A 20,728-nucleotide genomic window follows, 5' to 3' on the forward strand; every position below is an offset into this window, starting at 1 on the left:
GATTTCGCCAAGGAGTTTCCCGATGCCGACCACGAGCAAAGGCTTTCCGCTCATGCTGACCTTCGACCTGGACGCGGAGACCATGTGGACCGGCCGCGACCCGGCCAACGCCAAGCGGCCCATCCTGATGTCGCAGGGCGCCTACGGCTGGAAGGTCGGCATGCCGCGCATCCTGGCGCTGCTGGCGCGCTACGGCATCAGCGCCACCTTCTTCATCCCCGGCGAAGTGGCCGACAAGCACCCGGACCTGGTGCGCGAAGTGGTCGACAAGGGCCATGAAGTGGCGCACCACAGCTACAGCCACCGCTGGATCGTCAACCTGAGCCCCGCCGAAGAGCGCGAGGAAATGGAGCGCGGCATGGAAACGCTGACGCGCCTGGCCGGCACCCGGCCGCGCGGCTGGCGCTCGCCGGCGGCGGAGTTCAGCGCCATCACGCTCGACCTGCTCAAGGAATACGGCTTCGACTACTCGTCGAACTTCTTCGACGACGACTCGCCCTACTTGCTGGAGATCGGCGGCGAGCGCACCGACATCGTCGAGCTGCCCTTCCGCTGGGTGCTGGACGACGCGCCCTTCTTCCAGTACTCGATCACCCTGCCCGGCCGCACGCTGCAGGCGCCCTCGGCGGTGCTCGAGGCATGGACCAGCGAGTTCGACATGCTCCATGCCGAAGACCGGATGATGATGGTCGGCATGCACCCGCAGATCATCGGCCAGCCTTCGCGGCTCAAGGTGCTCGAAGGCCTGATCGAGCATGCGCTCGCGCACTCGGGCGTGTGGATCGACCGCTGCGACCGCATCTCCGACGACATGCGGCCGCGCCTGAAGGCGGCCGTCGCAGCATGACCGGCGCGGCTTCTACCGGCTTGCGCTTCGTCGTGAGCGGCGGCGCCAGCGGCATCGGCCTTTCGGTGGCGCGGCTGGCGGTGCAGCGCGGCGCGCGCGTGGCGCTGCTCGACCTCGACCAAGCCGGCCTGGCCGCCGCCTGCGCGGCGCTGGGCGACGCCGCCCTGCCGCTGCCCTGCGACGTGGCCGACCCGCACGCGGTGCGGGCGGCGGTCGACGCCGCCGCCCACTGGCTCGGCGGTGTCGACGCGCTGGTGAACTCGGCCGGCATCGATTCGCTCAAGCCGCTGGAGCAGACCGGCGACAACGAATGGGCGCGCATGCTGGCCGTCAACCTCACCGGGCCGATGCTGCTGTGCCGCGCGGCCATGCCGCACCTGCGCGCGGCCGGCGGCGGCAGCATCGTCAACATCTCGTCGGGCGCGGGCCTGCGCCCGTTGCCCAACCGCACCGCCTACTGCGCCACCAAGGCGGCGGTCATCATGTTCGGCAAGGCGCTGTCCATCGAGGCCGCGGCCGACGGCATCCGCGTCAACGCGGTCTGCCCCGGCGCCATCGACACGCCCCTGTTCCGCACCAGCTACGAGAACAGCGACGACCCCGAGCGCACGCTGGAGGAAATCCGCCAGCGCTACGCCCTGGGCCGCGTCGCCGCGCCCGAGGAAGTGGCCGAGGCCGTGCTCTACCTGAGCGGCCCGGGCGCGAGCTACATCACCGGCACCGCGCTCGCCGTCGACGGCGGGCGCACCTTCCACTGAGGGGCCCGAAGCCATGACGTTCGACCGACGCACCGCCGTCGTCACCGGCGGCGGCCAGGGCATCGGCGCCGCGACGGTGCTCGACTTCCTGGACAAGGGCGCGCGCGTCGCCGTGCTCGACCTCGACTGCGCGCCGCTGCAGCAGCAACTCGCAGCCCTGCCGCCCGACACCGCCGCACGCTGCCTCTGCGTGGCGGGCGACTGCACCGACGCCGGCGTGGTCTCGGCCTTCTTCGACCGCGCCGAAGCCGAGCTGGGCGCGGTCGACATCCTCTTCAACAACGTGGGCCAGAGCGCGCGCGAACGCGGCGGCCCCTTCACCGAATCCGACGAAGCCGTGTGGCGCTTCGTCATCGAGGTATCGCTGCTCACCACCATGCGCGCCTCGCGCCGCGTCGCGCCCGGCATGAAGGCGCGCGGCTTCGGCCGCATCGTGAACATGAGCACCGACGCCGCCTTCGCCGGCGACGTGGGCCTGGCCGACTACGCCGCCGCCAAGATGGGCGTGGTCGGCTTCACGCGCTCGCTGGCGCGCGAGCTTGCGCCGCATGGCGTCACGGTGAATGCCGTGTGCCCCGGCGCGATCCGCACGAGAGCGCACGACAAGCTGCGGCCCGAGGTGCTCGCGAAGATCGTCGCCGACACGCCCGCCGGCTTCGTCGGCACGCCCGAGGATGTCGCGGCCACGGTGCGCTTCCTGGCGAGCGACGAAGCCCGCTTCATCACCGGCCAGACGCTGCTGATCGACGGCGGCCGCTGGATGCTCTGAGCCATCTACCGAAGGAAACGACCATGGACCTGATGGACCACAGCGCGACCGAACTCGCCGCGCTGATCCGCGACAGGAAGGCCTCGCCCGTCGAGGCGGTGCAGGCTGCGCTCTCGCGCATCGAGGCGCGCCGCGAACTCAACGCCTTCATCACCGTGACCGGCGAGCAGGCGCTCGATGCCGCGCGCCGCGCCGAAGCCGCGGTGATGGCCGGCGAAGCGCTCGGCCCCTTGCATGGCGTGCCCTACTCGGTGAAAGACCTCACGCTGACGGCCGGCGTGCGCACCACCATGGGCTCGGCCATCTACGAAGACTTCGTGCCCGAGGAAGACGCGGTGGCGGTGGCGCGCGCCAAGGCCGCCGGCGCCATCCTCATCGGCAAGACCACCACGCCCGAGTTCGGCCACAAGCAGGTGGCCACCGCGCCCATCTTCGGCCGCACGCTGAACCCGATCGACGCGCGCTACACGCCCGGCGCATCGAGCAGCGGCGCGGCTGTGGCCGTGGCGGCGGGGCTGGGTTCGCTGGCGCTGGGCACCGACGGCGGCGGCTCGATCCGCATTCCGGCGTCGTGCTGCGGCATCGTCGGGCTCAAGGCCACGCTGGGCGTGGTACCCAACCTGCAGGCGCCCGACCTGTACTCCGCCAACTCCTTCACCGGGCCGATGGCGCGCGACGTGGCCGACACGCAGTTGCTGTTCGACGCCATCAAGGGCTTCGATGCGCGCGACCCGTACGGGCTGTGCGGGCCGATGCCCCGTCGCGCCAGGCCCGCCTCGCTGCGCGGCCTGCGCGTGGCCTGGCTGCCCACCGCCGGCAACCCTGTCGACCCCGAAGTCGAGGCCGTGACCACCGCCGCCGTGAAAGCGATGGAGCGCGAAGGCGCGGTCGTCGAAACCGTGATGCTCGACTTCGTCTCGCTGGAGCGTCACTTCCTCGTAGTGCTGCAGTCGATGCTCGCCGCGCGCGTGGGCGCCAACCTCGAACGCTTCGGCGACCGGCTCGACGCGACGCTGATCGACGCGGTGCGCAAGGGCCGCCAGCACAGCGCCGTCGACCTGCACGAGGCCACCTTCGCCAAGACCCGCTGCTTCACCGAGCTGCAGGCGCTGTTCGGGCGCTTCGACGTGCTGGTGTCGCCCACCGTCTCCGCGCCGCCGCTGCCCATCGACATGGACGTGAGCGGCGAGGTCGAGATCGGCGGCAAGCCCGCCGGCACCATCCGCGGCGCCTGGTATCCGTACACCTATCCGATGAACCTCACCGGCCATCCCGCGCTGTCGATGCCCTGCGGCAAGAGCACGAACGGCCTGCCCATCGGGCTTCAGCTCGCGGGCCGCTGGTACGACGACGACTACCTGCTGGCCATCGCAGGCCTGGTCGAGCAGGCGCTCGGCTGAGCCTTCCTTCATTTCTTTTCAGAACCGAGACCTTCCATGCGCACGTTCGTTCGCCCTCTTCTTGCCTCCGCGGCCTTCATGCTGGCCACGCTCCCCACCGCGCATGCCGAATTGCCGACAGGGCTTGCGGGCGGCAACCTGAAGATCGTCGTCGGCTACGCAGCCGGTGGCGCGGCCGACACGGTCGCGCGGCTGTATGCGGAACAACTGAAGGACGCGGGCTTCGGCAGTGTGCTGGTCGACAACAAGCCCGGCGCCTCGGCCCGGCTCGCGTGGGACATGGTGAAGAAATCGAAGGCCGACGGCCTCACGCTCTATCTCGCGCCCTCGCCGCTGCTCACCATCCTGCCGCTGACCTACAAGACGCCCGGCTACGACGCGGACAAGGACCTGACGCCGGTCGCGCTGCTGGTGGAGATTCCCACCGCCGTCGTCACAGGCGCCTCGCAGCCCTACAGCAGCATGAAGCAGTACGTGGAGTGGGCGAAGAAGAACCCCAAGAAAGCCACGCTGGGCCTGGCGACCATCGGCAGCTCGGGGCACCTGGGTGCCTTCGCGCTGGCCAAGGCTCAAGGCTTCGAGGTCACGCCCGTGGCGTATCGCGGTGCGTCGCCGATGCTGATCGACGTGGTCGGCGGCGAGCTTTCGATGGGCTGGGACGCGGCCGCCAGCATGCTGCCGCTGTACAAGGGGGGCAAGATCAAGTTCCTGGGCCTGAGCGGCGACAAGCGCCTGGCCGCACTGCCCGACGTGCCGACCGCCAAGGAACAGGGCTTTGCCGAGTTCGTACCCGCGACGAGCTGGTACGCCGTGTACGCACCCGCCGGCACGCCGCCCGCTACCCTGGCCGCGCTGGAGCGCAGCTTCCTGGCGGCGGCGGCAAAACCGGAACTCGCGCGCAGCCTCGAAGCCGCCGGGCTGGTGGCCCACGCGGAAGGCCGGGCCGAGCTGGCGCAGCGCGCACAACGCGAGCGCGCCAACTGGGCGCCGATCGTCAAGGCGGCCGGCATCGTGGTCGACGAATGAACGCGCAAGAAAAGAAGCCGCCTGCCATGTCCGACGACTCGCTCTTCTTCACGCCCGCGACCGAGCTCCTGGGCATGATCCGCGCCCGCCAGCTCTCCCCGGTCGAGCTGGTGACGGCCGTGCTCGCGCGCGCCGAACGCCTGCAGCCGGTGCTGAACTGCTTCATCAATCTCACGCCCGAACGCGCGCTGGCCGAGGCCCGCCGCGCCGAGGCCGACATCGTGGCGGGCCGCCCGCTCGGCAGGCTGCACGGCATTCCATTCACCGTGAAGGACCTCGTCAACACCGAGGGCGTGCCCACCACCTTCGGCGCGGTCGTGCACCGCGACAACGTGCCCGCGGAAGACGCGGTGAGCGTGGCGCGGCTGCGCGCCGAAGGCGCCATCCTCATCGGCAAGACGACCACGCCCGAGTTCGGCTCGGGCCCGATGACCAATTCCCCGCTGTTCGGCAGCACGCGCAACCCGTGGGACCTGTCACGCACCAGCGGCGGCTCCAGCGGCGGCGCGGCGGCGGCCACTGCAGCCGGCATCGCGCCGCTGGCCATCGCCACCGACGGCGGCGGCTCGACGCGCATCCCGGCGGCATGCAACGGCGTGGTGGGCCTGAAGCAGTCGAACGGCGTGATCCCGCACAGCCAGGCGCAGGACCTGTTCGCCAACCAGACCTACGTGACCCCGACCACGCGCACGGTCGCGGACACCGCGCTGATGCTGCAGGTGATGGCCGGCCCCAGCGCCGTGGACCCGTGGTCGCTGGGCCTGCGCGCGCATGACTACGTCAAGGAATCGGTGCCGGAGGGCGACCTGCGCGGCAAGCATCTGCTGTACTGCCTCACGCCCTCGGGCCGCCCGGTGTCGCGGGACGTCACCGAAGGGTTCTCTGCCGCGCTGCAGACCCTGGCGTCGCTGGGCGCGACGCTGGAGCCCTTCGACAGCAGCGGCTTCGACGTCGAGCCCATCTGGCGCGCCATCAACCACACCGTGTGGCGCGCACGCTTCGCGCCGCTGGTGGAGAAGCATCCCGACAGCTTCAGCGACACCTTCAAGCGGCAGATCGCCTCCGCAGCTCATGTGAGCGGCGTCGAGTACCAGGAGGCGATGTTCGCGCGCTCGGCGCTGTTCAAGCGCGTGCAGGGCCTGCTCGCGAAGGCCGACGCGCTGGTCATGCCCACGCTGACACGCAGCGCACTGCCGCTCGGACAAGACCTGTTCGGCACCATCGACATCGACGGCCAGCAGTTCGACAACGTGCGCGCCCATTGGTATCCGTGGACCATGCTGTTCAACATGACCGGGCATCCGGCCATCAGCGTGCCCATGGGCTTCGGCCGCGACGCGATGCCGCTGGGGCTGCAGCTGGTCGGCCGCTTCCATGGCGACGCCGAACTGCTGCAGATGGCGGGACAGTTCGAGGCGGCGGTGGACCTCGGCGCGCGCCGGCCGCCCGGCCTCTGATCAGCGCCGACGCGCGGCAGGCGCCACCGAGGCCTGCGCCTCGATCAGGTCATAGAGCGCCTGCGCCGCCGGCGAAAGCCGCGCGGTCTTGCGCGTCATCAGCACCAGGGTGCGCGACACCTTGGGTTCCGTGAGCTCGACGATGCGCAACGTGGGGTACGCGCCCTTCTGCAAAGCAAGCCGGGGCACCACCGCAGCCGCCACGCGTTCGGCGACCAGCCCCACCGCCGTCGAGCTGCGCTGCACTTCGTAGAAAGCCTGCAGGCTGGCCGAGGCCGCGCCCAGCGCCAGGTCGAGCAGCGGGCGGTTCTCGCTCGCGTGGCCCGCGAAGATCAACGGATGCGGCTCCAGCTGGCGCCAGGCGATGCGCTTGCGTTGCGCCAGCGGATGCGCCTCGTGGCAGATGAGCACGTACTCGTCTTCGATCAGCGGCACGCTCTGCAGCTCCGGCGAATGCGCGCCCACCATGCCGATGCCGAACTCCACCTCGCGGTGCAGCACCGCATTCGCCACGGCCGCCGACGAGTGATCGAGGATCTTGATGCGGTTGTGCGGATGTTTGGCCGAATAGGCCTTCATGATGCGCGGCAGGAACTGCACGCCCGCCGTGGGCACGCAGGCGATCGACACGTCGCCGCGCTCCGCCTTGCCGGTCTCGCGGATCTCGAGCAGTGAATCGGCCAGCTCCACCAGCAGGCGTCGCGCGCGCGGCACGAAGTCGCGGCCGATGGTGGTGAGTGCCACCGAGCGCGTTGTGCGCTCCACCAGCGCCACGCCCAGAAACTCTTCCAGCTTGCGCAGCCGCTGCGTGATGGCGGTCTGCGTGACATTGAGCGCGCCGGCCGCTGCCTGGAAGCTGCCTTCGTCGGCAATGGCCACGAAAGCCTGGATACCGAGGATGTCGATCTTCATCAGATTTATGAATCAATGGCCAGAATAAATTCATTTTACGTAGCGGCTCCTGCTCGGCAAACTCGCCGCCAGAACAGCAAAGGAACCCCACGATGACCTGGTCAGCCAAGCAATATTCGGCCTTCGAAGAAGAACGCACCCGCCCCGTGCGGGACCTCGTGGCCGCCCTGCCGCAGCGCGAAGCGCGCACCGCCGTCGACCTGGGCTGCGGCCCCGGCAACTCCACCGAAGTGCTTGCACAGCGCTTTCCCGGCGCACGGGTCAGCGGCATGGACAGCTCCGACGACATGATCCAGGCCGCGCGCAAGCGCATGCCCGGCGTGAACTTCGACGTGGCCGACATCGCCACATGGCAGCCCGCGGAGCCGGTCGACGTGATCCTTGCCAACGCATCGCTGCAATGGCTGCCCGATCACGCCACGCTCTACCCCCGGCTCGCACGGCAGCTCGCACCCGGCGGCAGCCTCGCGATCCAGACGCCCGACAACCTCGAGGAGCCCGCGCACCGCCTCGCCCGCGAAACCGCGAAAGACCCGCGCTGGGCCGACCGCATCGGCGACGTGCGCCATCCCGCGCGGCACGGCGCCATCGACTACTACGAGATGCTGCGTCCGCACTGCAGCCGCGTCGACGTATGGCGCACCACCTACTACCACCCGCTCGCGGGCGGCGCGGCGGCGGTGGTCGAATGGTTCAAGGGCTCGGCGCTGCGGCCTTACCTGGCGCTGCTCGACGCCGAACAGCAGGCCGGTTTTCTGGCGAGCTACCTGGCGGTGATTGCGAAGGCCTACCCGGCGCTGAAGGACGGCAGCGTGCTGCTGCCGTTCCCGAGGCTCTTCATCGTCGCGACGCGCTGAAGAGCGACAGCTTCAACCGCCGCGCCAACCCCTGGCCGCGGCCCGGGCCAGATTCGAGCGCACCACGAGCCGGTGAAACGGCGAGATCACGAACAGGTAGAGGCGGCCGAGCGCGTTGTGGCAATGCACGGCGGTGGTCACGACCAGCTCGCGCGGCTCGCCGTTCGCCGAGCGGCGAAGCAATACCGAAGCCCTGAAGTCCAGGTGCTTGTCGTCGTCGCCGATGATCAGTTCGTCGGGCTGCCGGCCCACGATGGGAAGGAAGTCGATGCGCGCCGACGCATCGGTGCCCAGTTCGTGCCGCAACTGCCCCGAGGTCTTCACGCCGAAGGGCCGGACGATGGCATCCCGGCAGGCCAGCAACGCGCGAAACCATGGCGCCGGATCGCTGAACACGGCCCGGGCCAGCGCCTCCGCGTCCCGCGGCGCTTCGGCCGGCAGCGTGACCGCGAAAGCATCCGCAAGATGTGCGCCGCCGAACAGATGGGCGATCGCGCTTTCCGCCGGCAACGCGACGGCCCTGACGCTGTGCGTGTTCATGGCCCCATTGTGCGACTCGGCCGGAACCACGTACGCTCTCAGGGCGAGAAGCCCGAGCGCCGCACCACCGGTTCCCATTGCTGGCGATAGGCCTTGAGCATCTGCGCGGTCTCGGCCGTCGAGCTGACCACCGGCGTGATGTAGGCCGCCTCGGCCGCCTTTTGCAGGCCGGGGTCGCGCATCGCGTCGCGGATGGCATTGGCCACCAGCTGCACCTTGGCGGGCGCCATCGTGCTGGGCGCGAAGAAGGTGTTCCAGCCGTCGGCGTCGATCTTCATGCCGGCCTCGCGAAAAGTCGGGATCGTGGGTGCGAAGCTCGCGCGCTTCTTGCCCGACACGGCCAGGATGCGCACCTTGCCGGCCAGGGGCTGCGCATAGAGCGAATCCAGCGTGTCGATGGCGATCGGCAGCGTGCCGCCGATCAGGTCGGCCGACAACGGCGCCGATCCACCGTAGCCCTTGATCTGCGGCTGCACGCTCAGGGCGTCGCCCACCATCAGGCCGAAGAAGTGAGGCAGGCTGCCGGTGGCGGGCACGCCGAACACCGCTTCTTCCGGATGCGCCCAGAGCCGGCCCACCAGGAACATGGCACGGTCGAGCTGCAGCTTCTGGCCCACGGCCAGCGCGAAGTCGTAGCTGCTGACCTGCGACACGGGCACGAAGTCCTTGTCGGGGTCATAGCCCGCGTCCTTGATGACCAGTGGCGCAACCACCATCACCGCGGGGTTGCCGAGCATCAGCACGTTCTGCCCCGGCGGCGTGCGGCGCACTTCCTTGGCCGCGAGCCGGCCGCCCTCGCCGGGCTTGTTCTCGACGGTCACCGTCACGCCGAGCTTGGGCTCCAGCCGTTCGGCGACCAGGCGCGCGATGCGGTCGGTGGTGCCGCCGGCCGCGTAGCCGACCACCAGGGTCAGCGGGCCGTCCAGCGCCTGCGGCGCCTGGGCGTGAACGACGGGAGCGCAGGCGGCGAGCGCAAGGCCCCACGCCAGGAGCTTGCGCCTGGAAAAGAATGCGACCATCGAGTCTCCTGCCAGCGGCGGTTGTGGGCGAACGGACATGCGCGATGCCGTCGCGACGAGAATCGCCCGCCGGTCCCGGCCGCTGCCTGTGAAAATTTGTGACCGGTTTATACGCAGCCAATAAACAGTTGATCTAATCCATCAACCGCCTTCCGAGGCCAGCGAACCACAACGCCCAGCACCCTTAATCCATCCGTATGCAAGCCTTTCCCGATGCAGGGTCGCTGCGCGCGCCCCGCTCCCTGGACGACCTGTTGCTCTACAGGTTGTCGCGCGCCATGCGCACCAGCAGCGGCATGGCCACGCGCATGGTCGAAGGCGGCTTCGGCATCACGCGGCGCGAGTGGGGAATGATCGGCACGCTCGCGCAGCGCGGCGAAATGACTTCTTCCGCGCTGGCCGCCCATCTGCACCTGGACCGGGTGCGCACCTCGCGCGGGCTGCGCAGCCTCGTCGAAAAGAAACTGGTGACGCGGCGGCAGGATGCCGAAGACCGGCGCGAAGTGCATGTGTGCCTGAGCGCCTCGGGCGAGCAGCTGTACGGCAAGCTGTTCCCGCGCATCGCGGGGCTCAACATCGAGCTGCTCGAGGGCATCACGCCCGATCACCTGGAGATTTTTCTCCAGTGCCTGCAGCACCTCGAGCAGCGCGGCAACGAACTGAGCGCGCAGGGCGTGGTCATGGAAAAAGCCGACCGGCGCTCGGGCGGCACGCGCCACCGCTGGCCCGAGCGCGAGGCCGGCGGCGGCTGAAGGCAGCGAAGGCTCAGGCCTGCACGTCCACCGTTCCGCCGATGGGCACGCCTTCGGCGTTGGTGCGATTGCCGTGGCCGCTGTGCTTGGCGCTGCTCACCGCCTTGGAGACCGATTCCAGCGCCTCCTTCTGGACCTGCGAGGTCCGCAGCATGTTGATCTGCTGCTGCAGCATGATGACCTGCGCGGCCATCGCCTGCAGCTGCATCTGGATCGCCTTGCGCGCTTCTTCATTGGGCGCCTTGAGCAAGTCGCCCTGCGTGTCGGCGATCTTCTTCTGCGTGTCGGTGATCTGCCGCTGGATCTTCGCGATCTGGGCGTTCACGTCGCTCCCGCCGCCGCTCGCGGGCGTCGTGGCTCCGATGGCTGCAACCATGCTTTTTCTCCGTCCTTGATGTGTAGACCGAGGTATATCGGCAGCGCGGCGGAAAAATGAAGGCCGGCGTTGTCGTTACTTCGGCAGATACGGCGCGATGTACCTGAAGGCATTCGTCACGTACGCCTCTTTCTCGCCCACCGGTGCCACGTAGTGCAGCGCCGCTTCGGCGGCTTCGCGCCCCTCGCTGCGGGCGATGATCCACGCGGCCAGGTAGGGCGACGCAAAACAGCCGCCCGCCGTGGCGACGTTGCCGCTGGCAAAGAAAGGCTGGTTCAGCACCTCGACGCCCGCCGCCTGCACCCACGGCTTGGTGGTCAGGTCGGTGCAGGCCGGCACGCTGCCGAGCAGGCCCAGTCTGGCAAGGATCAGGGTGCCCGAGCACTGGGCCGCGATGAGCTGGCGGCCGGGGTCCATCGCCAGGCGCTCCATCAGCTCCGGGCTCTCGACGACTTCGCGCGTGCGCACGCCGCTGCCGACGACCACGGCCTCGGCCGAGCGCGCCTCCTCGAGCAGCGACTGGGCGCGCACGGTGACGCCGTTCATGGACGTGACCTCCGGCGTCGGGCAGCAGAGCGTGACGCGCCAGCCGGGCTTCTTGATCCGGTTCAGCACGCCCAGCGCGATGAGCGAATCGAGTTCGTTGAAGCCGTCGAAGGTGAGGATGGCGATATGCATGGCGTCGTGGGTCCGGTGTGATGTGCGGGAAGCGGGTTCTGCCATCGTAGGCAAGAAGATCAATACAATCAAAAAATTGTCATGGATACATCGCACGATGGCCGAAGCCCGCTACAAGCAACTGGTCGATGAACTCGCCGCCGAGATCCGCGCGGGCCGGCTGCAGCCCGGCACCCGGCTGCCCACGCACCGGCGGCTGGCCGAGCGCCACGGCCTCGCGTTGGTGACGGCCTCGCGCGTCTATGCCGAACTCGAAGCCATGGGCCTTGTCAGCGGCGAGGTCGGCCGCGGCACCTTCGTGCGCGAAGCGGCGGTGTCTCGGGACCAGGGCATCGACCAGCAGGCCGTGGCGGCGGGCCAGGTCGACCTGAACTTCAATTACCCGTCGCTGCCCGGACAGGCCGAGCTGCTGCGCGGCGCGCTGCGGCAGCTTGCCGCCGGCGGCGAACTCGACGCGATGCTGCGCTATGCACCGCACGGCGGCCGGATGCACGAGCGCGCCTGCGTCGCGCGGCATCTCGCATCACGCGGGCTCGGCGCGCTCGACCCGTCGCGGGTGCTGCTGGTCGACGGCGCGCAGCACGGTCTCGCGGTGACGGCCATGGCGCTGCTGCAGCCGGGCGACGTGGTGGCGGTCGATGCACTGACCTACCCCGGCTTCAAGGTGCTTGCCGAAGCGAACCGGCTGGAGATGGCGCCCACCCCGGCATCGGGCGCCGGCCCCGACCTCGATGCGCTGGAGCACCTGTGCGCGCGCCGCCGGGTCCGCGCCGTCTACACGATGCCGACGCTGCACAACCCGCTGGGCTGGGTGATGAGCGCGAGCCGGCGCCGTCGGCTGGCGGCCATTGCCCGGCGGCACGGCCTGATCGTCATCGAGGACGCGGCCTACGCCTTTCTGGCCGACGATCCGGAAGATATGCCGCCACCGCCGCTGGCCACGCTGCTGCCGGAGTCGACCGTGTATATCTCGGGCCTGTCGAAGAACGTGGCGACCGGTTTGCGCGTGGGTTTCGTCGTCGCGCCGAAGGACTGGGTGCCGAAGATGGAGCGCGCCATCCGGGCCACGACCTGGTGCACGCCCGGCGTGACCACGGCCATCGCCTGCGCGTGGCTGGAAGACGGCACCGTGGCGCGGCTCGAATCCGAGAAACGACAAGACGCGGCGGTGCGCCAGGCCATCGTCGACGAAACGCTCGCGGGCATGCGCTTCGTGCGCCATCCGTCGTCGTACTTTGTCTGGCTGCCATTGCCGGAGGACATGCGCGCCGACCATGTTTCGGCGGCGCTGATGCGCGAAGGCATCTCGGTATCGACGGCAGAGCCCTTCGCCACGTCGAAGCATGTGCCGCATGCGCTGCGTCTGGCGCTGGGCTCCGTGGGGCTGCAGAGCCTGCGCAGTGCGCTGCTGACGGTGCGGCGCGTGGTCGGCGTGTAGCCGGCGTCACTACACTGCCCCGGATGAACCCCGCCCCGCCACCGCATCGCACGCGAGACCGCCTCACGGCCTTCTACCGCAGCGGCGACGCCATGCGCAGCCGCGGCGTGAGCGACGTGGTGCCGACGGCCACGCTCGACGTGCCCATGCCTCCAGCGCGCCTCATTACAGATTGGGAACGCGAAATCTCCGAGCAGCTTGCGCTGGAACCCGGCGACGTCGAACAGTTGCCGCTGGCGCGCGCACGCACGCGCTGGCCGGACTACCGGCAATGCGTGCAGGCGGCGGCCGACTGGACCGAAGCGCTCGGGCTGCCCGGCGTGCTCGCTTCGAGCGACATCGCGCTCATGGCCTGCCGTGGCGCGAGGTATCACCACGACGGCGCGCAGTACGGCGGCGCGGCCTTCTGCAACCTTTTCATGAGCGAGGACAAAGGGCTGGACCTGCACTTCCCCTTTGCGGACATTCGCATCCCGCTCGTGCGCGGCACGGCGGTGGTCTTCGATACCGGCCAGCCGCACGCCGTGATTCCGCGCGGCGGCAAGGACGGCTTCGACGCGGCCGACTTCGCGCCCGAGCGTGATTGCACGCTGGTGTTCCTGACGTGGGAACTGCCCATCGAGAACGCGCAGGTGAGCCGCGCGCTTCAGATCGGCTTCGATGTCGATCCTGCCGCTGCCTCGCGGCTCGACGAAGAGCAGGTCATGGTGAACGGCGCGCCGGCGGTGCTTTGCCCGTCTTCCGGCCGGTGGCTTCCGGTCACCGACTGAGCCCCAGGCCGCTCAGAGCATCCGCACCGTCACCTTCGACAATCCGCGCAGGTGCCTCGGCCCCAGCCGTGTGTCGTTGGCGGAGATCAGGCAGATCCTGCCCAGGTGCGCATCGAGCGGCTCGGCGTTCTTCTCGTACAGCACCAGCACCTTCTCGCCGATGGCGCTGTTGTAGAGCTCGTTCCAGCTGAAGATGGCCTGGTAGCCGTCATTCCCCAACGCCACCGCGACGCAGCGCTTGAGCTCGGAGCGCGGCCGCTCGGTGAGGCCGCAGGCGTCGAGCACGTCGACGAGCCGCGCGCCGACATAGCTGTCGACCTGCGCGACCGGACGGCCCGAGTAGCACAGCACCTGCGTCGGCCCCAGGTCGTGCCGGGGCAGGCGCTCGAGCATGCCGATGGTGAAAGCGCCGGGGCGCGGGACGAAGCCCTCGACTTCCAACAGTCCGCCGTTTTCGGGTACCTCTGGGTTCATCGTCTCGATCAGCCGAAAGTGAATGCAAAGGCCTCCGCGCCGGGATCGAGGAATTCGATCTCGAAGCGCCTGTCGGCCACCGTGCCACGCTGGCGCACCAGCTGGTAGAGCCGCTGGCCGCTGACAGTGCCGTTGCCCTGTGCATCGACGTCCATGCCGTGGTCCTCGCCGGGAGGCTTGCCGTCGATGGTCACCTTGATGCGCACCGGGCGCCCGTCGGCCGACGAGCCCAGCACCAGGTGCAGGTCGCGCGCGTGAAAGCGGTATGCGATGCGGCCCTGCGCCTTGCCCAGTACCGCGCTCTGCTCGCCCACGGTCCAGTCGCCGCCCAGCGCCCACTGGTTGGTCGCGAGCTGGCCCGGCACGGCATAGGCGTGCGGCTTGCCTCGCACCAGGCCGCCGGTAGACGCGAAGTTCTCGGCGCGCTCGTAGCCAATGTAGGTTTCGGGCGACTTCACGTTGGCGCTGTCGGCGGCGGCCTGCGCGCCCTGCGCATCGACCTTGACGAATTCGCCGGGCATCGATGCCTGCCCCGCCTCGGCCAGCAGTTGCTGGATGACCTGCTCGGACTTGTCGTACTCGCCTTCGCCGAAGTGGTGGTGCCGGATGCGGCCCTGCGCGTCGATGAAGTAGTGCGCGGGCCAGTATTCGTTCTTGAACGCGCGCCAGATCGCGTAGTTGTTGTCGATAGCGACGGGGTAGTCGACCTTCAGGTCAGCCACAGCCTTGCGCACATTGCCGATGTCCTTCTCGAACGCGAACTCCGGCGCATGCACGCCGATGACCACCAGCCCCTTGTCCTGGTAGTTCTTCGCCCATGCTTCCACATAAGGCAGCGCGCGCAGGCAGTTGATGCAGGAGTAAGTCCAGAAGTCGATCAGCACGACCTTGCCGCGCAGGCCCTCCATGGTCAGCGGCGGCGAGTTGAGCCATTGCACCGCACCGTCGAGCGAAGGGCTCGGGCCCTCGACGGGCAAGGGTGCCGCGGCGCCCTTGTTGCCGTCGGCCGCGGCCATCATCGCGTTGTTGGAAGCCATCATGGCGTTCGAGCCGGCCATCATCACCGTGGAGTCGGGGCCCGTCGTCACGATGGGGGCGTCAGCCACGCTCTCGGCGGGCTTCTTCGGCCGCACCTTGTCGATCAGCGCCTGCTCCACCGACGACGTGCTCGACAGCGACAGCTGCGCCAGCACGCCGGTGTCCAGCCCCAGGGCAATGGCCGCCACGCCGCACAGCAGCGCCACGCCGATGCCGCGGCGGATCCATTCGCCCGCGCCGAGCGACTTCTTCATGGCCTTGAACAGGCGCCCGCCTACCAGCAACGCGCCCGCCAGCGAAGTCGCCGCGCCGGCCGCATAAGCCAGCAGCAGCAGCGAGGTCTGCGCGCTCGCGCCGCCGAGTGCCGCGCCAGTCAGCACCAGCCCGAGGATCGGACCGGCGCACGGCGCCCAGAGCAGGCCCGTGGCGACGCCCAGCAGCACCGAGGTGACGAAGGACGAACGCCCGCCCTGTGCCTCACCGCCATTGCCGCCGGCCGAGGCCGACAGCCGCTCGCCCCAGTTCACCAGCGGCCGCGTGAGCCGCTCGGCCAGTTGCGGGAAGAGCAGCGTGACGCCGAACAGCGCCATCAGCACGATCGCGACGATGCGCCCGTACTGGTTGGCCTGCACCGCCCAGCCGCCGCCCACGGCGGCCAGCGACGCCACGCCCGCGAAGGTGAGCGCCATGCCGAGCAGCAGCGGCAGGCCGCTCTTGAGAAAAGGCTGGTCGCCGCGTGCGAACACGAAGGGCAGGACCGGAAGAATGCAGGGGCTGAGGATGGTCAGCACCCCGCCGAGATAGGCGACGACGAACAGAAGCATGGTGGTGCGGCGTCTGCTCGATCAGGCGGCGCCCGGGTTGAACTTCATGGCCAGGCCGTTCATGCAGTAGCGCAGGCCGGTGGGCTTGGGCCCGTCGTCGAACACATGGCCCAGATGGCCGCCGCAGCGGCTGCAATGCACTTCGGTGCGCGTCATGCCGCCGGAGGTGTCGCCCTTCTGGCCGACCGCGTTGGGCAGCGGCTGCCAGAAGCTGGGCCAGCCGGTCTTGCTGTCGAACTTGGTCTTCGACGAGAACGCCTCGAGCGAGCAGCCCGCGCAGGCGAAGCGGCCTTCACGGTGCTCGTCGTTCAGCGGGCTCGAGTAAGGCCGCTCGGTGCCTTCCTGGCGCAGCACGGCGTACTGGTTGGGCGTGAGCAGCTTGCGCCACTCGGCGTCGGTGCGTGTGATCTCGAACTTGCCGGGTTCGGCGGCATGCGCCAGGCCGGCGCTCCAGCCGAAGCCGTTGAAAAGCGCCAGGCCAAGCGTCGACGAGCCGGCCTTGAGAATGAAACGGCGTCCGTGGTGGTTCATGGCAGATCCTTGGGATGATGAGCTTTGAATACGCGGCATCGATATATATGGATGCATACAGCGTAGTTCGGTGCTCCCCGCGCGAAGGTTACGCCGTTTCGCCGGGAAGCCCCAAAAAGAACGGCAGCGCGATGCATCGTCGCCTCTCGGCTTCAGCGTGTGCTGGCCAGGCCGAGCCCCATGCCCTTGAGCAGCCTGCGGTAACCGGCCGAGGTGCGGTCGGCCGCGAAATGCGCTTCTTCCTGCATGTCCAGCGGAAGATCCTCAGGGCGCTGGCGTTCGATGATGGCCTGGTCTTCCGCGAAGACCTGCGCATTGAACGCGTACACATCCTCCAGCGAGCCATTGCGGTCGAAGTTGCGCGCAATGGGCACGAAGAGCCGCGTCTTGCGCGCGGAGACGGGGCTGGCTGCATTCAGTATGTGCAGCCGCCCTTCTTCCGGGAAATGCACGGTGAGCTGCGCCGTGAAAGGCGGATGAACCTCGAAGGAGCGCAGCCACTGGAAGCCGGGCGGCGCCAGGTGCTGCAGCGACTTCGGGTAGTTGCTCACGGTGCTCCAGTACTCGGAGCGCAGGCCGAAGTCGGTGACTTCAGTGTTGTACGCCGGAACCACAGGGTTGTCGCGATCGGCAAAGGCCTCGTGATGCACGAACGCGAAATGCGCCACGTCGACGAAGCCTTCCACCTGGCGCCCGGCCGATCCCGCGATGTCCACCGGCGGCGGCAGGATCGGCTGGTAGGCCGGGTCGGTCCACGACGGCATCGGCGGGATGGCCGTGTCGGCGCCGGGCAGCAGGCAGGTCCAGACCAGTCCGTAGCGCTCCACGGCCGGAAACATGCCGACCCTGAAGCGCGCGGGCGGCACGAGTTCAGGCTGCGCCGGGATCTTGCGGCATTGCCCGTCGGGGCCGAAGCGCAGGCCGTGGTAGGCGCACACCAGTTCCTCGCCTTCGACGCAACCCATGCTCAGCGGCACGCCGCGGTGCGGACACAGGTCGCGCCCGACATGGATGCCGCCGGGCGTGCGGTACACCACCAGCTCCAGGTCGAGCAGCGTCGCTTGCAGCGGCTGGTCTTGCACGTCCACCGCGCGCGCCACGGGGAACCAGTGCTTCGCGAGGATGGGCCAGTCCTGCGCGGCGAAGGTGCAGCCTCGCGGCAGAAAACCTTCGGGCAGGACGTTCGAATGCATGGCTTGGATGGGAATGGTCTGGCTTGCGTTCACGTTCGTCATATTTGAATGGATACGACGGATGACGAGCAAGATTCAATCCAGAACTGGCCCGGATGCCATTGCGCCACGCGATAGTGGCCATACGAAAACTTGTACGCCGCGCCAGGGCTGGCGTGCTGAATCAGCCGCCCGCGCGCCTAAGCCAGCCGAGCGTGCCGCCGGCCACCGTCCAGCGGCCGTCCGCTGCGTCGAGCGCCAGGCGGGCCCGGCTGTCGCCGAATGGCCCGGGGTTCTGCTGCACGATCTCGATGTCTTTCTCGCCCACGCCGGAGACGATCGCCACGTGTCCGTACGGATTGAGCAGCGTCGGCTTGAACACGATGAGGTCTTCCACCCGCGGCTTCTCGGCCTGCGCGTTGCGGTACTGCAGCAGGTTGCGCTTGGCATTGAGCACGCCGTGCACGGTGTCGCGGTCGAAGTAGTCCTTCGCGTTGCCGTAGGGGTCGGGCATGCGGTGGCCGAAGCGCTCGAAGTAGTAGCGCTTGATGAACTCCACGCACTGGTACTTGATGCCCAGGTTGTAGCCGTCGCTGGACAGCAACCGACCGTCCGAGTGGTTGACGCCGCCGTTGTAGAACACCTTCACGCCGTTGAACTCGTCGAGTACGGCGCCCACCTCGCGGCCCGGGTTCAGGTTCAGGTGGGTCGCGCCCCAGTAGCCGCCCGCCGCCAGCACGGCGGCGGTGGGCACGGAGACAAGAAGTAGGGCAAGGGTGCGGCGGCGCATCGTCATTTCAGGCAAGCCGGCATGTTACGGGCACCGCCGCCGCGGCACCCCTGCCGAAGGTCACTGCTTCTTTTCAGGGGCGGTGGATGCCGCCGCGGTGGGCGCCGGCGCGATCAGCACCATCGCCCCGTCCTGCCCGCGCCGTATGCGCAGCCGCGTGCCGTCCAGCAAGCGCTCCAGCGCCGCGTCGGGCGCGATCCGGCCCTTGACGCCGCGCGTCGACAGGCCCTTGACGTCCTCTATCTTGTAGATCAGCTGCACGCCCGACTGCGCGATGTAGATGTCCAGCGCGGGCCGCAGTTCGCCGCCGCCGACGTCGAAATCCCGGGCATTGGCCCATGCGAGGCCCCCGATCAGTGCGCACCCCAGGCCGACGGCGATGCGCCGCCGGGCCTGTCCGGCGCGAAGGATGGGGTTTTGCCTCCCGATTCGATTCATGTCTTTGTATTTCCAGCGAGCTGTTTTTTCTCGTACCCCCATGAGACGAGCGCGCGCGCGCTTTCCGGTAACGGCGTGCCCCATTTCAGTGCTCCTAGAATTCGCGCCGCATCGCGCGTTACCGGAAATCTTCTGGCCGTTCGTCTCAGTGTCTGTCGCCAATCCCGGCGGCGAGCCGCATCCCCATCCGGCCATTTTTCCAGGAGCGCTTCTTTGGTTCTCAGTGACTTGGACAACTGGTTCGTCAGCGAAGTGCTGCCGATGGAGGCCGCGCTCACGCGTTTCCTTCGTCGCAACTGGCGCGACGAAGCCGAAGTACCCGACCTGCGCCAGGATGTCTATGTGCGCATCTACGAATCCGCCGCCAAAGCCGTGCCCGAGTTGGTGAAGCCCTTTGTCTTCACCACGGCCCGCAACCTGCTGATCGACCGCGCGCGGCGGGCGCAGATCGTGTCGATCGAGATCATTGCCGACCTCGACGCGCTCGACTTCTCGGCCGACGAACTCACGCCCGAGCGCCATGCCGCGGGGCGCGGCGAGCTGCGGCTGCTGCAGACGGCGCTGGACGCCCTGCCGCCCAAGTGCCGCCGCGTGGTGGAGCTGCGCAAGATCGACGGCCTGCCGCAGCGCGACGTGGCCATCCTGCTCGGCATCACCGAGGACACGGTCGAACGGCAGGTGTCGCGGGGTGTTCGCGCCCTGGCGGACGCCATGCTCTCCAGCGGCGTGCAGCTCGACACCAAGGCCTTTGGCCGGGCCCAGAACGAAAAGAGGCTTTCGCCATGACAGAAGCCGAACGCATCGAATCCATCGCCGCCGACTGGCTGGCGCGCCGCGACGGCGGCACCTGGACCGACACCGACCAGCAGCAGCTGGACGCCTGGATCGCCGAGTCGATCGCGCACCGCGTGACGTGGCTGCGGCTGTCCAGCGTGTGGCAGCGCGCCGACCGGCTCAGCGCCCTGCGCGCGCCGGCGGCACCCGCGGCCGTGGCGGCGCCAGGGGTCATTCCGATCCCGCTGCCGGCACCGGCACGGCCGCCCGCCCGCGCACCGGCGCACCGTGCATTGCAGCTGCCGCGCTTTTCCACGCAACGCATCGCCGCCGGCATGCTGATCGCGGCCGCCGGCTGCAGCTGGCTGGGGTGGAAGTACACGCAGGACTGGCGCAGCGAACACTACGCCACCGCCGTGGGCGCGCGCCAGTCGGTCTCGCTGTCCGACGGCTCGGTGCTCACGCTGAACACCGCCACGCACTTGCGCACCGTGGTGAACGCCAACGGACGCAAGGTGTGGCTCGAAGACGGCGAGGCCTACTTCGACATCGCGCACGACAAGGCCCACCCCTTCGTGGTCATCGCCGGCGACCGCCGCATCACCGTGCTGGGCACGCGCTTCGTGGTACGGCGCGAGGGCGATCGGGTGAACGTGGTGGTCGAGGAAGGCCGCGTGCAGATCGCGTCGGCCGGCAACGACCGCGGCGCCGACAAAAACGCGAAGAGCAGCGAGCCCACGGTGCTCGTGCGCAACCAGGCGGCGGTGGCCAGTGCCAACAACGTGCTGGTGATGTCGAAAGCGCCGAAGCAGATCGACGACGAACTGAGCTGGCGCCAGGGCAAGCTCGTGTTCGACCAGACCTCGCTGGGCGACGCGGCCGCGCAGTTCAACCGCTACAACACGCGCAAGCTGGTGATCGCCGATCCCGCGCTCGCGCGCATTCGCATCGGCGGCAGCTTCGACGCCAACAACATGGCCGGGTTCGTGGCCTTGCTGAAACAGGGCTTCGGACTTGCCGTGCAGGAAAGCGGCAACGAAACAAGAATTTCAAACTAGCTTATTACCGGAATGTGACCCGGCATTCGT

The 20,728-nt window shown here is 68.9% G+C and carries 23 protein-coding genes; 12 read left to right on the forward strand and 11 right to left on the reverse strand.

All coding sequences use genetic code 11. The features are described 5' to 3' along the window. Positions 1–22 precede the first annotated feature (22 nt). The 6 genes from L3V85_RS27710 to L3V85_RS27735 are packed head-to-tail and all read left to right on the forward strand — an operon-like array spanning position 23 to position 6,257. Complete coding sequence (locus L3V85_RS27710; protein ID WP_237675862.1) at positions 23–847, forward strand: polysaccharide deacetylase family protein; 825 nt, start codon at positions 23–25, stop codon at positions 845–847. Then, positions 844–1,605, forward strand: a complete 762-nt coding sequence (locus L3V85_RS27715) for an SDR family NAD(P)-dependent oxidoreductase (RefSeq protein ID WP_237675863.1) — start codon at positions 844–846, stop codon at positions 1,603–1,605. Before L3V85_RS27710 ends, L3V85_RS27715 begins: the two co-directional genes overlap by 4 nt. Before the next feature lie 13 nt (positions 1,606–1,618). Then, positions 1,619–2,374: an SDR family NAD(P)-dependent oxidoreductase gene (locus L3V85_RS27720; RefSeq protein ID WP_237675864.1), complete on the forward strand. Its 756-nt coding sequence runs from the start codon at positions 1,619–1,621 to the stop codon at positions 2,372–2,374. Between the two features lie 23 nt (positions 2,375–2,397). Further along, positions 2,398–3,774 carry an amidase gene (locus tag L3V85_RS27725; protein ID WP_237675865.1) on the forward strand — a complete coding sequence of 459 codons (1,377 nt, stop codon included), beginning with the start codon at positions 2,398–2,400 and terminating at the stop codon, positions 3,772–3,774. 36 nt (positions 3,775–3,810) lie between these two features. Beyond that, the gene (locus L3V85_RS27730) at positions 3,811–4,800 is read left to right on the forward strand and encodes a Bug family tripartite tricarboxylate transporter substrate binding protein (protein ID WP_237675866.1); all 990 of its coding nucleotides are present in this window, start codon (positions 3,811–3,813) and stop codon (positions 4,798–4,800) included. 26 nt (positions 4,801–4,826) lie between these two features. After that, positions 4,827–6,257 carry an amidase gene (locus tag L3V85_RS27735; protein ID WP_237675867.1) on the forward strand — a complete coding sequence of 477 codons (1,431 nt, stop codon included), beginning with the start codon at positions 4,827–4,829 and terminating at the stop codon, positions 6,255–6,257. Here the strand turns inward: L3V85_RS27735 and L3V85_RS27740 are convergent, their stop codons facing one another. Continuing rightward, the gene (locus tag L3V85_RS27740) at positions 6,258–7,169 is read right to left on the reverse strand and encodes a LysR family transcriptional regulator (protein WP_237675868.1); all 912 of its coding nucleotides are present in this window, start codon (positions 7,167–7,169) and stop codon (positions 6,258–6,260) included. A gap of 92 nt (positions 7,170–7,261) precedes the next feature. On the opposite strand from L3V85_RS27740, the gene tam reads away from it, so the two are divergent. Next, positions 7,262–8,026 carry a trans-aconitate 2-methyltransferase gene (tam, locus tag L3V85_RS27745; protein ID WP_237675869.1) on the forward strand — a complete coding sequence of 255 codons (765 nt, stop codon included), beginning with the start codon at positions 7,262–7,264 and terminating at the stop codon, positions 8,024–8,026. A 12-nt stretch (positions 8,027–8,038) separates the two neighbouring features. Here tam and L3V85_RS27750 read toward each other — a convergent pair whose 3' ends face one another. Both L3V85_RS27750 and L3V85_RS27755 read right to left on the reverse strand, forming a co-directional pair. Continuing rightward, a complete protein-coding gene (locus tag L3V85_RS27750) occupies positions 8,039–8,566 on the reverse strand; it encodes a DUF2867 domain-containing protein (protein ID WP_237675870.1) in 528 nt (175 codons plus the stop codon). Positions 8,567–8,604: 38 nt separating this feature from the next. Continuing rightward, positions 8,605–9,585 carry a tripartite tricarboxylate transporter substrate-binding protein gene (locus tag L3V85_RS27755; protein ID WP_237675871.1) on the reverse strand — a complete coding sequence of 327 codons (981 nt, stop codon included), beginning with the start codon at positions 9,583–9,585 and terminating at the stop codon, positions 8,605–8,607. Positions 9,586–9,782: 197 nt separating this feature from the next. Between L3V85_RS27755 and L3V85_RS27760 the strand changes: the two genes are divergently transcribed. Then, on the forward strand, positions 9,783–10,337 hold the full coding sequence (locus L3V85_RS27760) for a MarR family winged helix-turn-helix transcriptional regulator (RefSeq protein ID WP_237675872.1): 555 nt from the start codon (positions 9,783–9,785) through the stop codon (positions 10,335–10,337). Positions 10,338–10,350: 13 nt separating this feature from the next. Here the strand turns inward: L3V85_RS27760 and L3V85_RS27765 are convergent, their stop codons facing one another. Both L3V85_RS27765 and L3V85_RS27770 read right to left on the reverse strand, forming a co-directional pair. Further along, positions 10,351–10,713, reverse strand: coding sequence for a FlxA-like family protein (locus L3V85_RS27765; protein ID WP_237675873.1), 363 nt, complete (start codon positions 10,711–10,713; stop codon positions 10,351–10,353). A 75-nt stretch (positions 10,714–10,788) separates the two neighbouring features. Beyond that, positions 10,789–11,391, reverse strand: coding sequence for a DJ-1/PfpI family protein (locus L3V85_RS27770; RefSeq protein WP_237675874.1), 603 nt, complete (start codon positions 11,389–11,391; stop codon positions 10,789–10,791). 97 nt (positions 11,392–11,488) lie between these two features. Here L3V85_RS27770 and L3V85_RS27775 point away from each other — a divergent pair, with 97 nt between their 5' ends. Beyond that, the gene (locus L3V85_RS27775) at positions 11,489–12,829 is read left to right on the forward strand and encodes a PLP-dependent aminotransferase family protein (protein ID WP_237675875.1); all 1,341 of its coding nucleotides are present in this window, start codon (positions 11,489–11,491) and stop codon (positions 12,827–12,829) included. A gap of 23 nt (positions 12,830–12,852) precedes the next feature. Then, positions 12,853–13,599, forward strand: a complete 747-nt coding sequence (locus L3V85_RS27780; RefSeq protein WP_237675876.1) for a hypothetical protein — start codon at positions 12,853–12,855, stop codon at positions 13,597–13,599. A 12-nt stretch (positions 13,600–13,611) separates the two neighbouring features. Here the strand turns inward: L3V85_RS27780 and L3V85_RS27785 are convergent, their stop codons facing one another. The 6 genes from L3V85_RS27785 to L3V85_RS27810 form a co-directional block, all read right to left on the reverse strand. After that, positions 13,612–14,073 carry a hypothetical protein gene (locus L3V85_RS27785; protein ID WP_237675877.1) on the reverse strand — a complete coding sequence of 154 codons (462 nt, stop codon included), beginning with the start codon at positions 14,071–14,073 and terminating at the stop codon, positions 13,612–13,614. 8 nt (positions 14,074–14,081) lie between these two features. Beyond that, the gene (locus L3V85_RS27790) at positions 14,082–15,935 is read right to left on the reverse strand and encodes a cytochrome c biogenesis protein DipZ (protein WP_237675878.1); all 1,854 of its coding nucleotides are present in this window, start codon (positions 15,933–15,935) and stop codon (positions 14,082–14,084) included. Positions 15,936–15,956: 21 nt separating this feature from the next. Continuing rightward, complete coding sequence (msrB, locus tag L3V85_RS27795; protein ID WP_237675879.1) at positions 15,957–16,466, reverse strand: peptide-methionine (R)-S-oxide reductase MsrB; 510 nt, start codon at positions 16,464–16,466, stop codon at positions 15,957–15,959. 152 nt (positions 16,467–16,618) lie between these two features. Beyond that, a complete protein-coding gene (locus L3V85_RS27800) occupies positions 16,619–17,659 on the reverse strand; it encodes an aromatic ring-hydroxylating oxygenase subunit alpha (RefSeq protein WP_237675880.1) in 1,041 nt (346 codons plus the stop codon). A 163-nt stretch (positions 17,660–17,822) separates the two neighbouring features. Further along, a complete protein-coding gene (locus L3V85_RS27805; RefSeq protein ID WP_237675881.1) occupies positions 17,823–18,392 on the reverse strand; it encodes a CHAP domain-containing protein in 570 nt (189 codons plus the stop codon). A 96-nt stretch (positions 18,393–18,488) separates the two neighbouring features. Then, positions 18,489–18,866: an STN domain-containing protein gene (locus L3V85_RS27810; RefSeq protein WP_237675882.1), complete on the reverse strand. Its 378-nt coding sequence runs from the start codon at positions 18,864–18,866 to the stop codon at positions 18,489–18,491. 228 nt (positions 18,867–19,094) lie between these two features. Between L3V85_RS27810 and L3V85_RS27815 the strand changes: the two genes are divergently transcribed. Both L3V85_RS27815 and L3V85_RS27820 read left to right on the forward strand, forming a co-directional pair. Then, a complete protein-coding gene (locus L3V85_RS27815) occupies positions 19,095–19,652 on the forward strand; it encodes an RNA polymerase sigma factor (RefSeq protein ID WP_237675883.1) in 558 nt (185 codons plus the stop codon). Further along, positions 19,649–20,698 carry a FecR family protein gene (locus tag L3V85_RS27820; protein ID WP_237675884.1) on the forward strand — a complete coding sequence of 350 codons (1,050 nt, stop codon included), beginning with the start codon at positions 19,649–19,651 and terminating at the stop codon, positions 20,696–20,698. Before L3V85_RS27815 ends, L3V85_RS27820 begins: the two co-directional genes overlap by 4 nt. Positions 20,699–20,728 lie beyond the last annotated feature (30 nt).

Origin of the sequence: Variovorax paradoxus (assembly GCF_022009635.1) — a bacterium.
Taxonomy (GTDB): domain Bacteria; phylum Pseudomonadota; class Gammaproteobacteria; order Burkholderiales; family Burkholderiaceae_C; genus Variovorax.

Bases quoted from the DNA above. Each gene is read 5' to 3' on its own strand.
- L3V85_RS27710 (WP_237675862.1), top strand. From the start codon at position 23: ATGCCGACCACGAGCAAAGGCTTTCCGCTCATGCTGACCTTCGACCTG.
- msrB (WP_237675879.1), bottom strand. From the start codon at position 16,466: ATGAACCACCACGGACGCCGTTTCATTCTCAAGGCCGGCTCGTCGACG.
- L3V85_RS27820 (WP_237675884.1), top strand. From the start codon at position 19,649: ATGACAGAAGCCGAACGCATCGAATCCATCGCCGCCGACTGGCTGGCG.
- L3V85_RS27765 (WP_237675873.1), bottom strand. From the start codon at position 10,713: ATGGTTGCAGCCATCGGAGCCACGACGCCCGCGAGCGGCGGCGGGAGC.
- L3V85_RS27770 (WP_237675874.1), bottom strand. From the start codon at position 11,391: ATGCATATCGCCATCCTCACCTTCGACGGCTTCAACGAACTCGATTCG.
- L3V85_RS27735 (WP_237675867.1), top strand. From the start codon at position 4,827: ATGTCCGACGACTCGCTCTTCTTCACGCCCGCGACCGAGCTCCTGGGC.
- L3V85_RS27715 (WP_237675863.1), top strand. From the start codon at position 844: ATGACCGGCGCGGCTTCTACCGGCTTGCGCTTCGTCGTGAGCGGCGGC.
- L3V85_RS27800 (WP_237675880.1), bottom strand. From the start codon at position 17,659: ATGCATTCGAACGTCCTGCCCGAAGGTTTTCTGCCGCGAGGCTGCACC.
- L3V85_RS27780 (WP_237675876.1), top strand. From the start codon at position 12,853: ATGAACCCCGCCCCGCCACCGCATCGCACGCGAGACCGCCTCACGGCC.
- L3V85_RS27720 (WP_237675864.1), top strand. From the start codon at position 1,619: ATGACGTTCGACCGACGCACCGCCGTCGTCACCGGCGGCGGCCAGGGC.
- L3V85_RS27740 (WP_237675868.1), bottom strand. From the start codon at position 7,169: ATGAAGATCGACATCCTCGGTATCCAGGCTTTCGTGGCCATTGCCGAC.
- L3V85_RS27775 (WP_237675875.1), top strand. From the start codon at position 11,489: ATGGCCGAAGCCCGCTACAAGCAACTGGTCGATGAACTCGCCGCCGAG.
- L3V85_RS27810 (WP_237675882.1), bottom strand. From the start codon at position 18,866: ATGAATCGAATCGGGAGGCAAAACCCCATCCTTCGCGCCGGACAGGCC.
- L3V85_RS27725 (WP_237675865.1), top strand. From the start codon at position 2,398: ATGGACCTGATGGACCACAGCGCGACCGAACTCGCCGCGCTGATCCGC.
- L3V85_RS27790 (WP_237675878.1), bottom strand. From the start codon at position 15,935: ATGCTTCTGTTCGTCGTCGCCTATCTCGGCGGGGTGCTGACCATCCTC.
- L3V85_RS27760 (WP_237675872.1), top strand. From the start codon at position 9,783: ATGCAAGCCTTTCCCGATGCAGGGTCGCTGCGCGCGCCCCGCTCCCTG.
- L3V85_RS27755 (WP_237675871.1), bottom strand. From the start codon at position 9,585: ATGGTCGCATTCTTTTCCAGGCGCAAGCTCCTGGCGTGGGGCCTTGCG.
- L3V85_RS27785 (WP_237675877.1), bottom strand. From the start codon at position 14,073: ATGAACCCAGAGGTACCCGAAAACGGCGGACTGTTGGAAGTCGAGGGC.
- L3V85_RS27750 (WP_237675870.1), bottom strand. From the start codon at position 8,566: ATGAACACGCACAGCGTCAGGGCCGTCGCGTTGCCGGCGGAAAGCGCG.
- tam (WP_237675869.1), top strand. From the start codon at position 7,262: ATGACCTGGTCAGCCAAGCAATATTCGGCCTTCGAAGAAGAACGCACC.
- L3V85_RS27730 (WP_237675866.1), top strand. From the start codon at position 3,811: ATGCGCACGTTCGTTCGCCCTCTTCTTGCCTCCGCGGCCTTCATGCTG.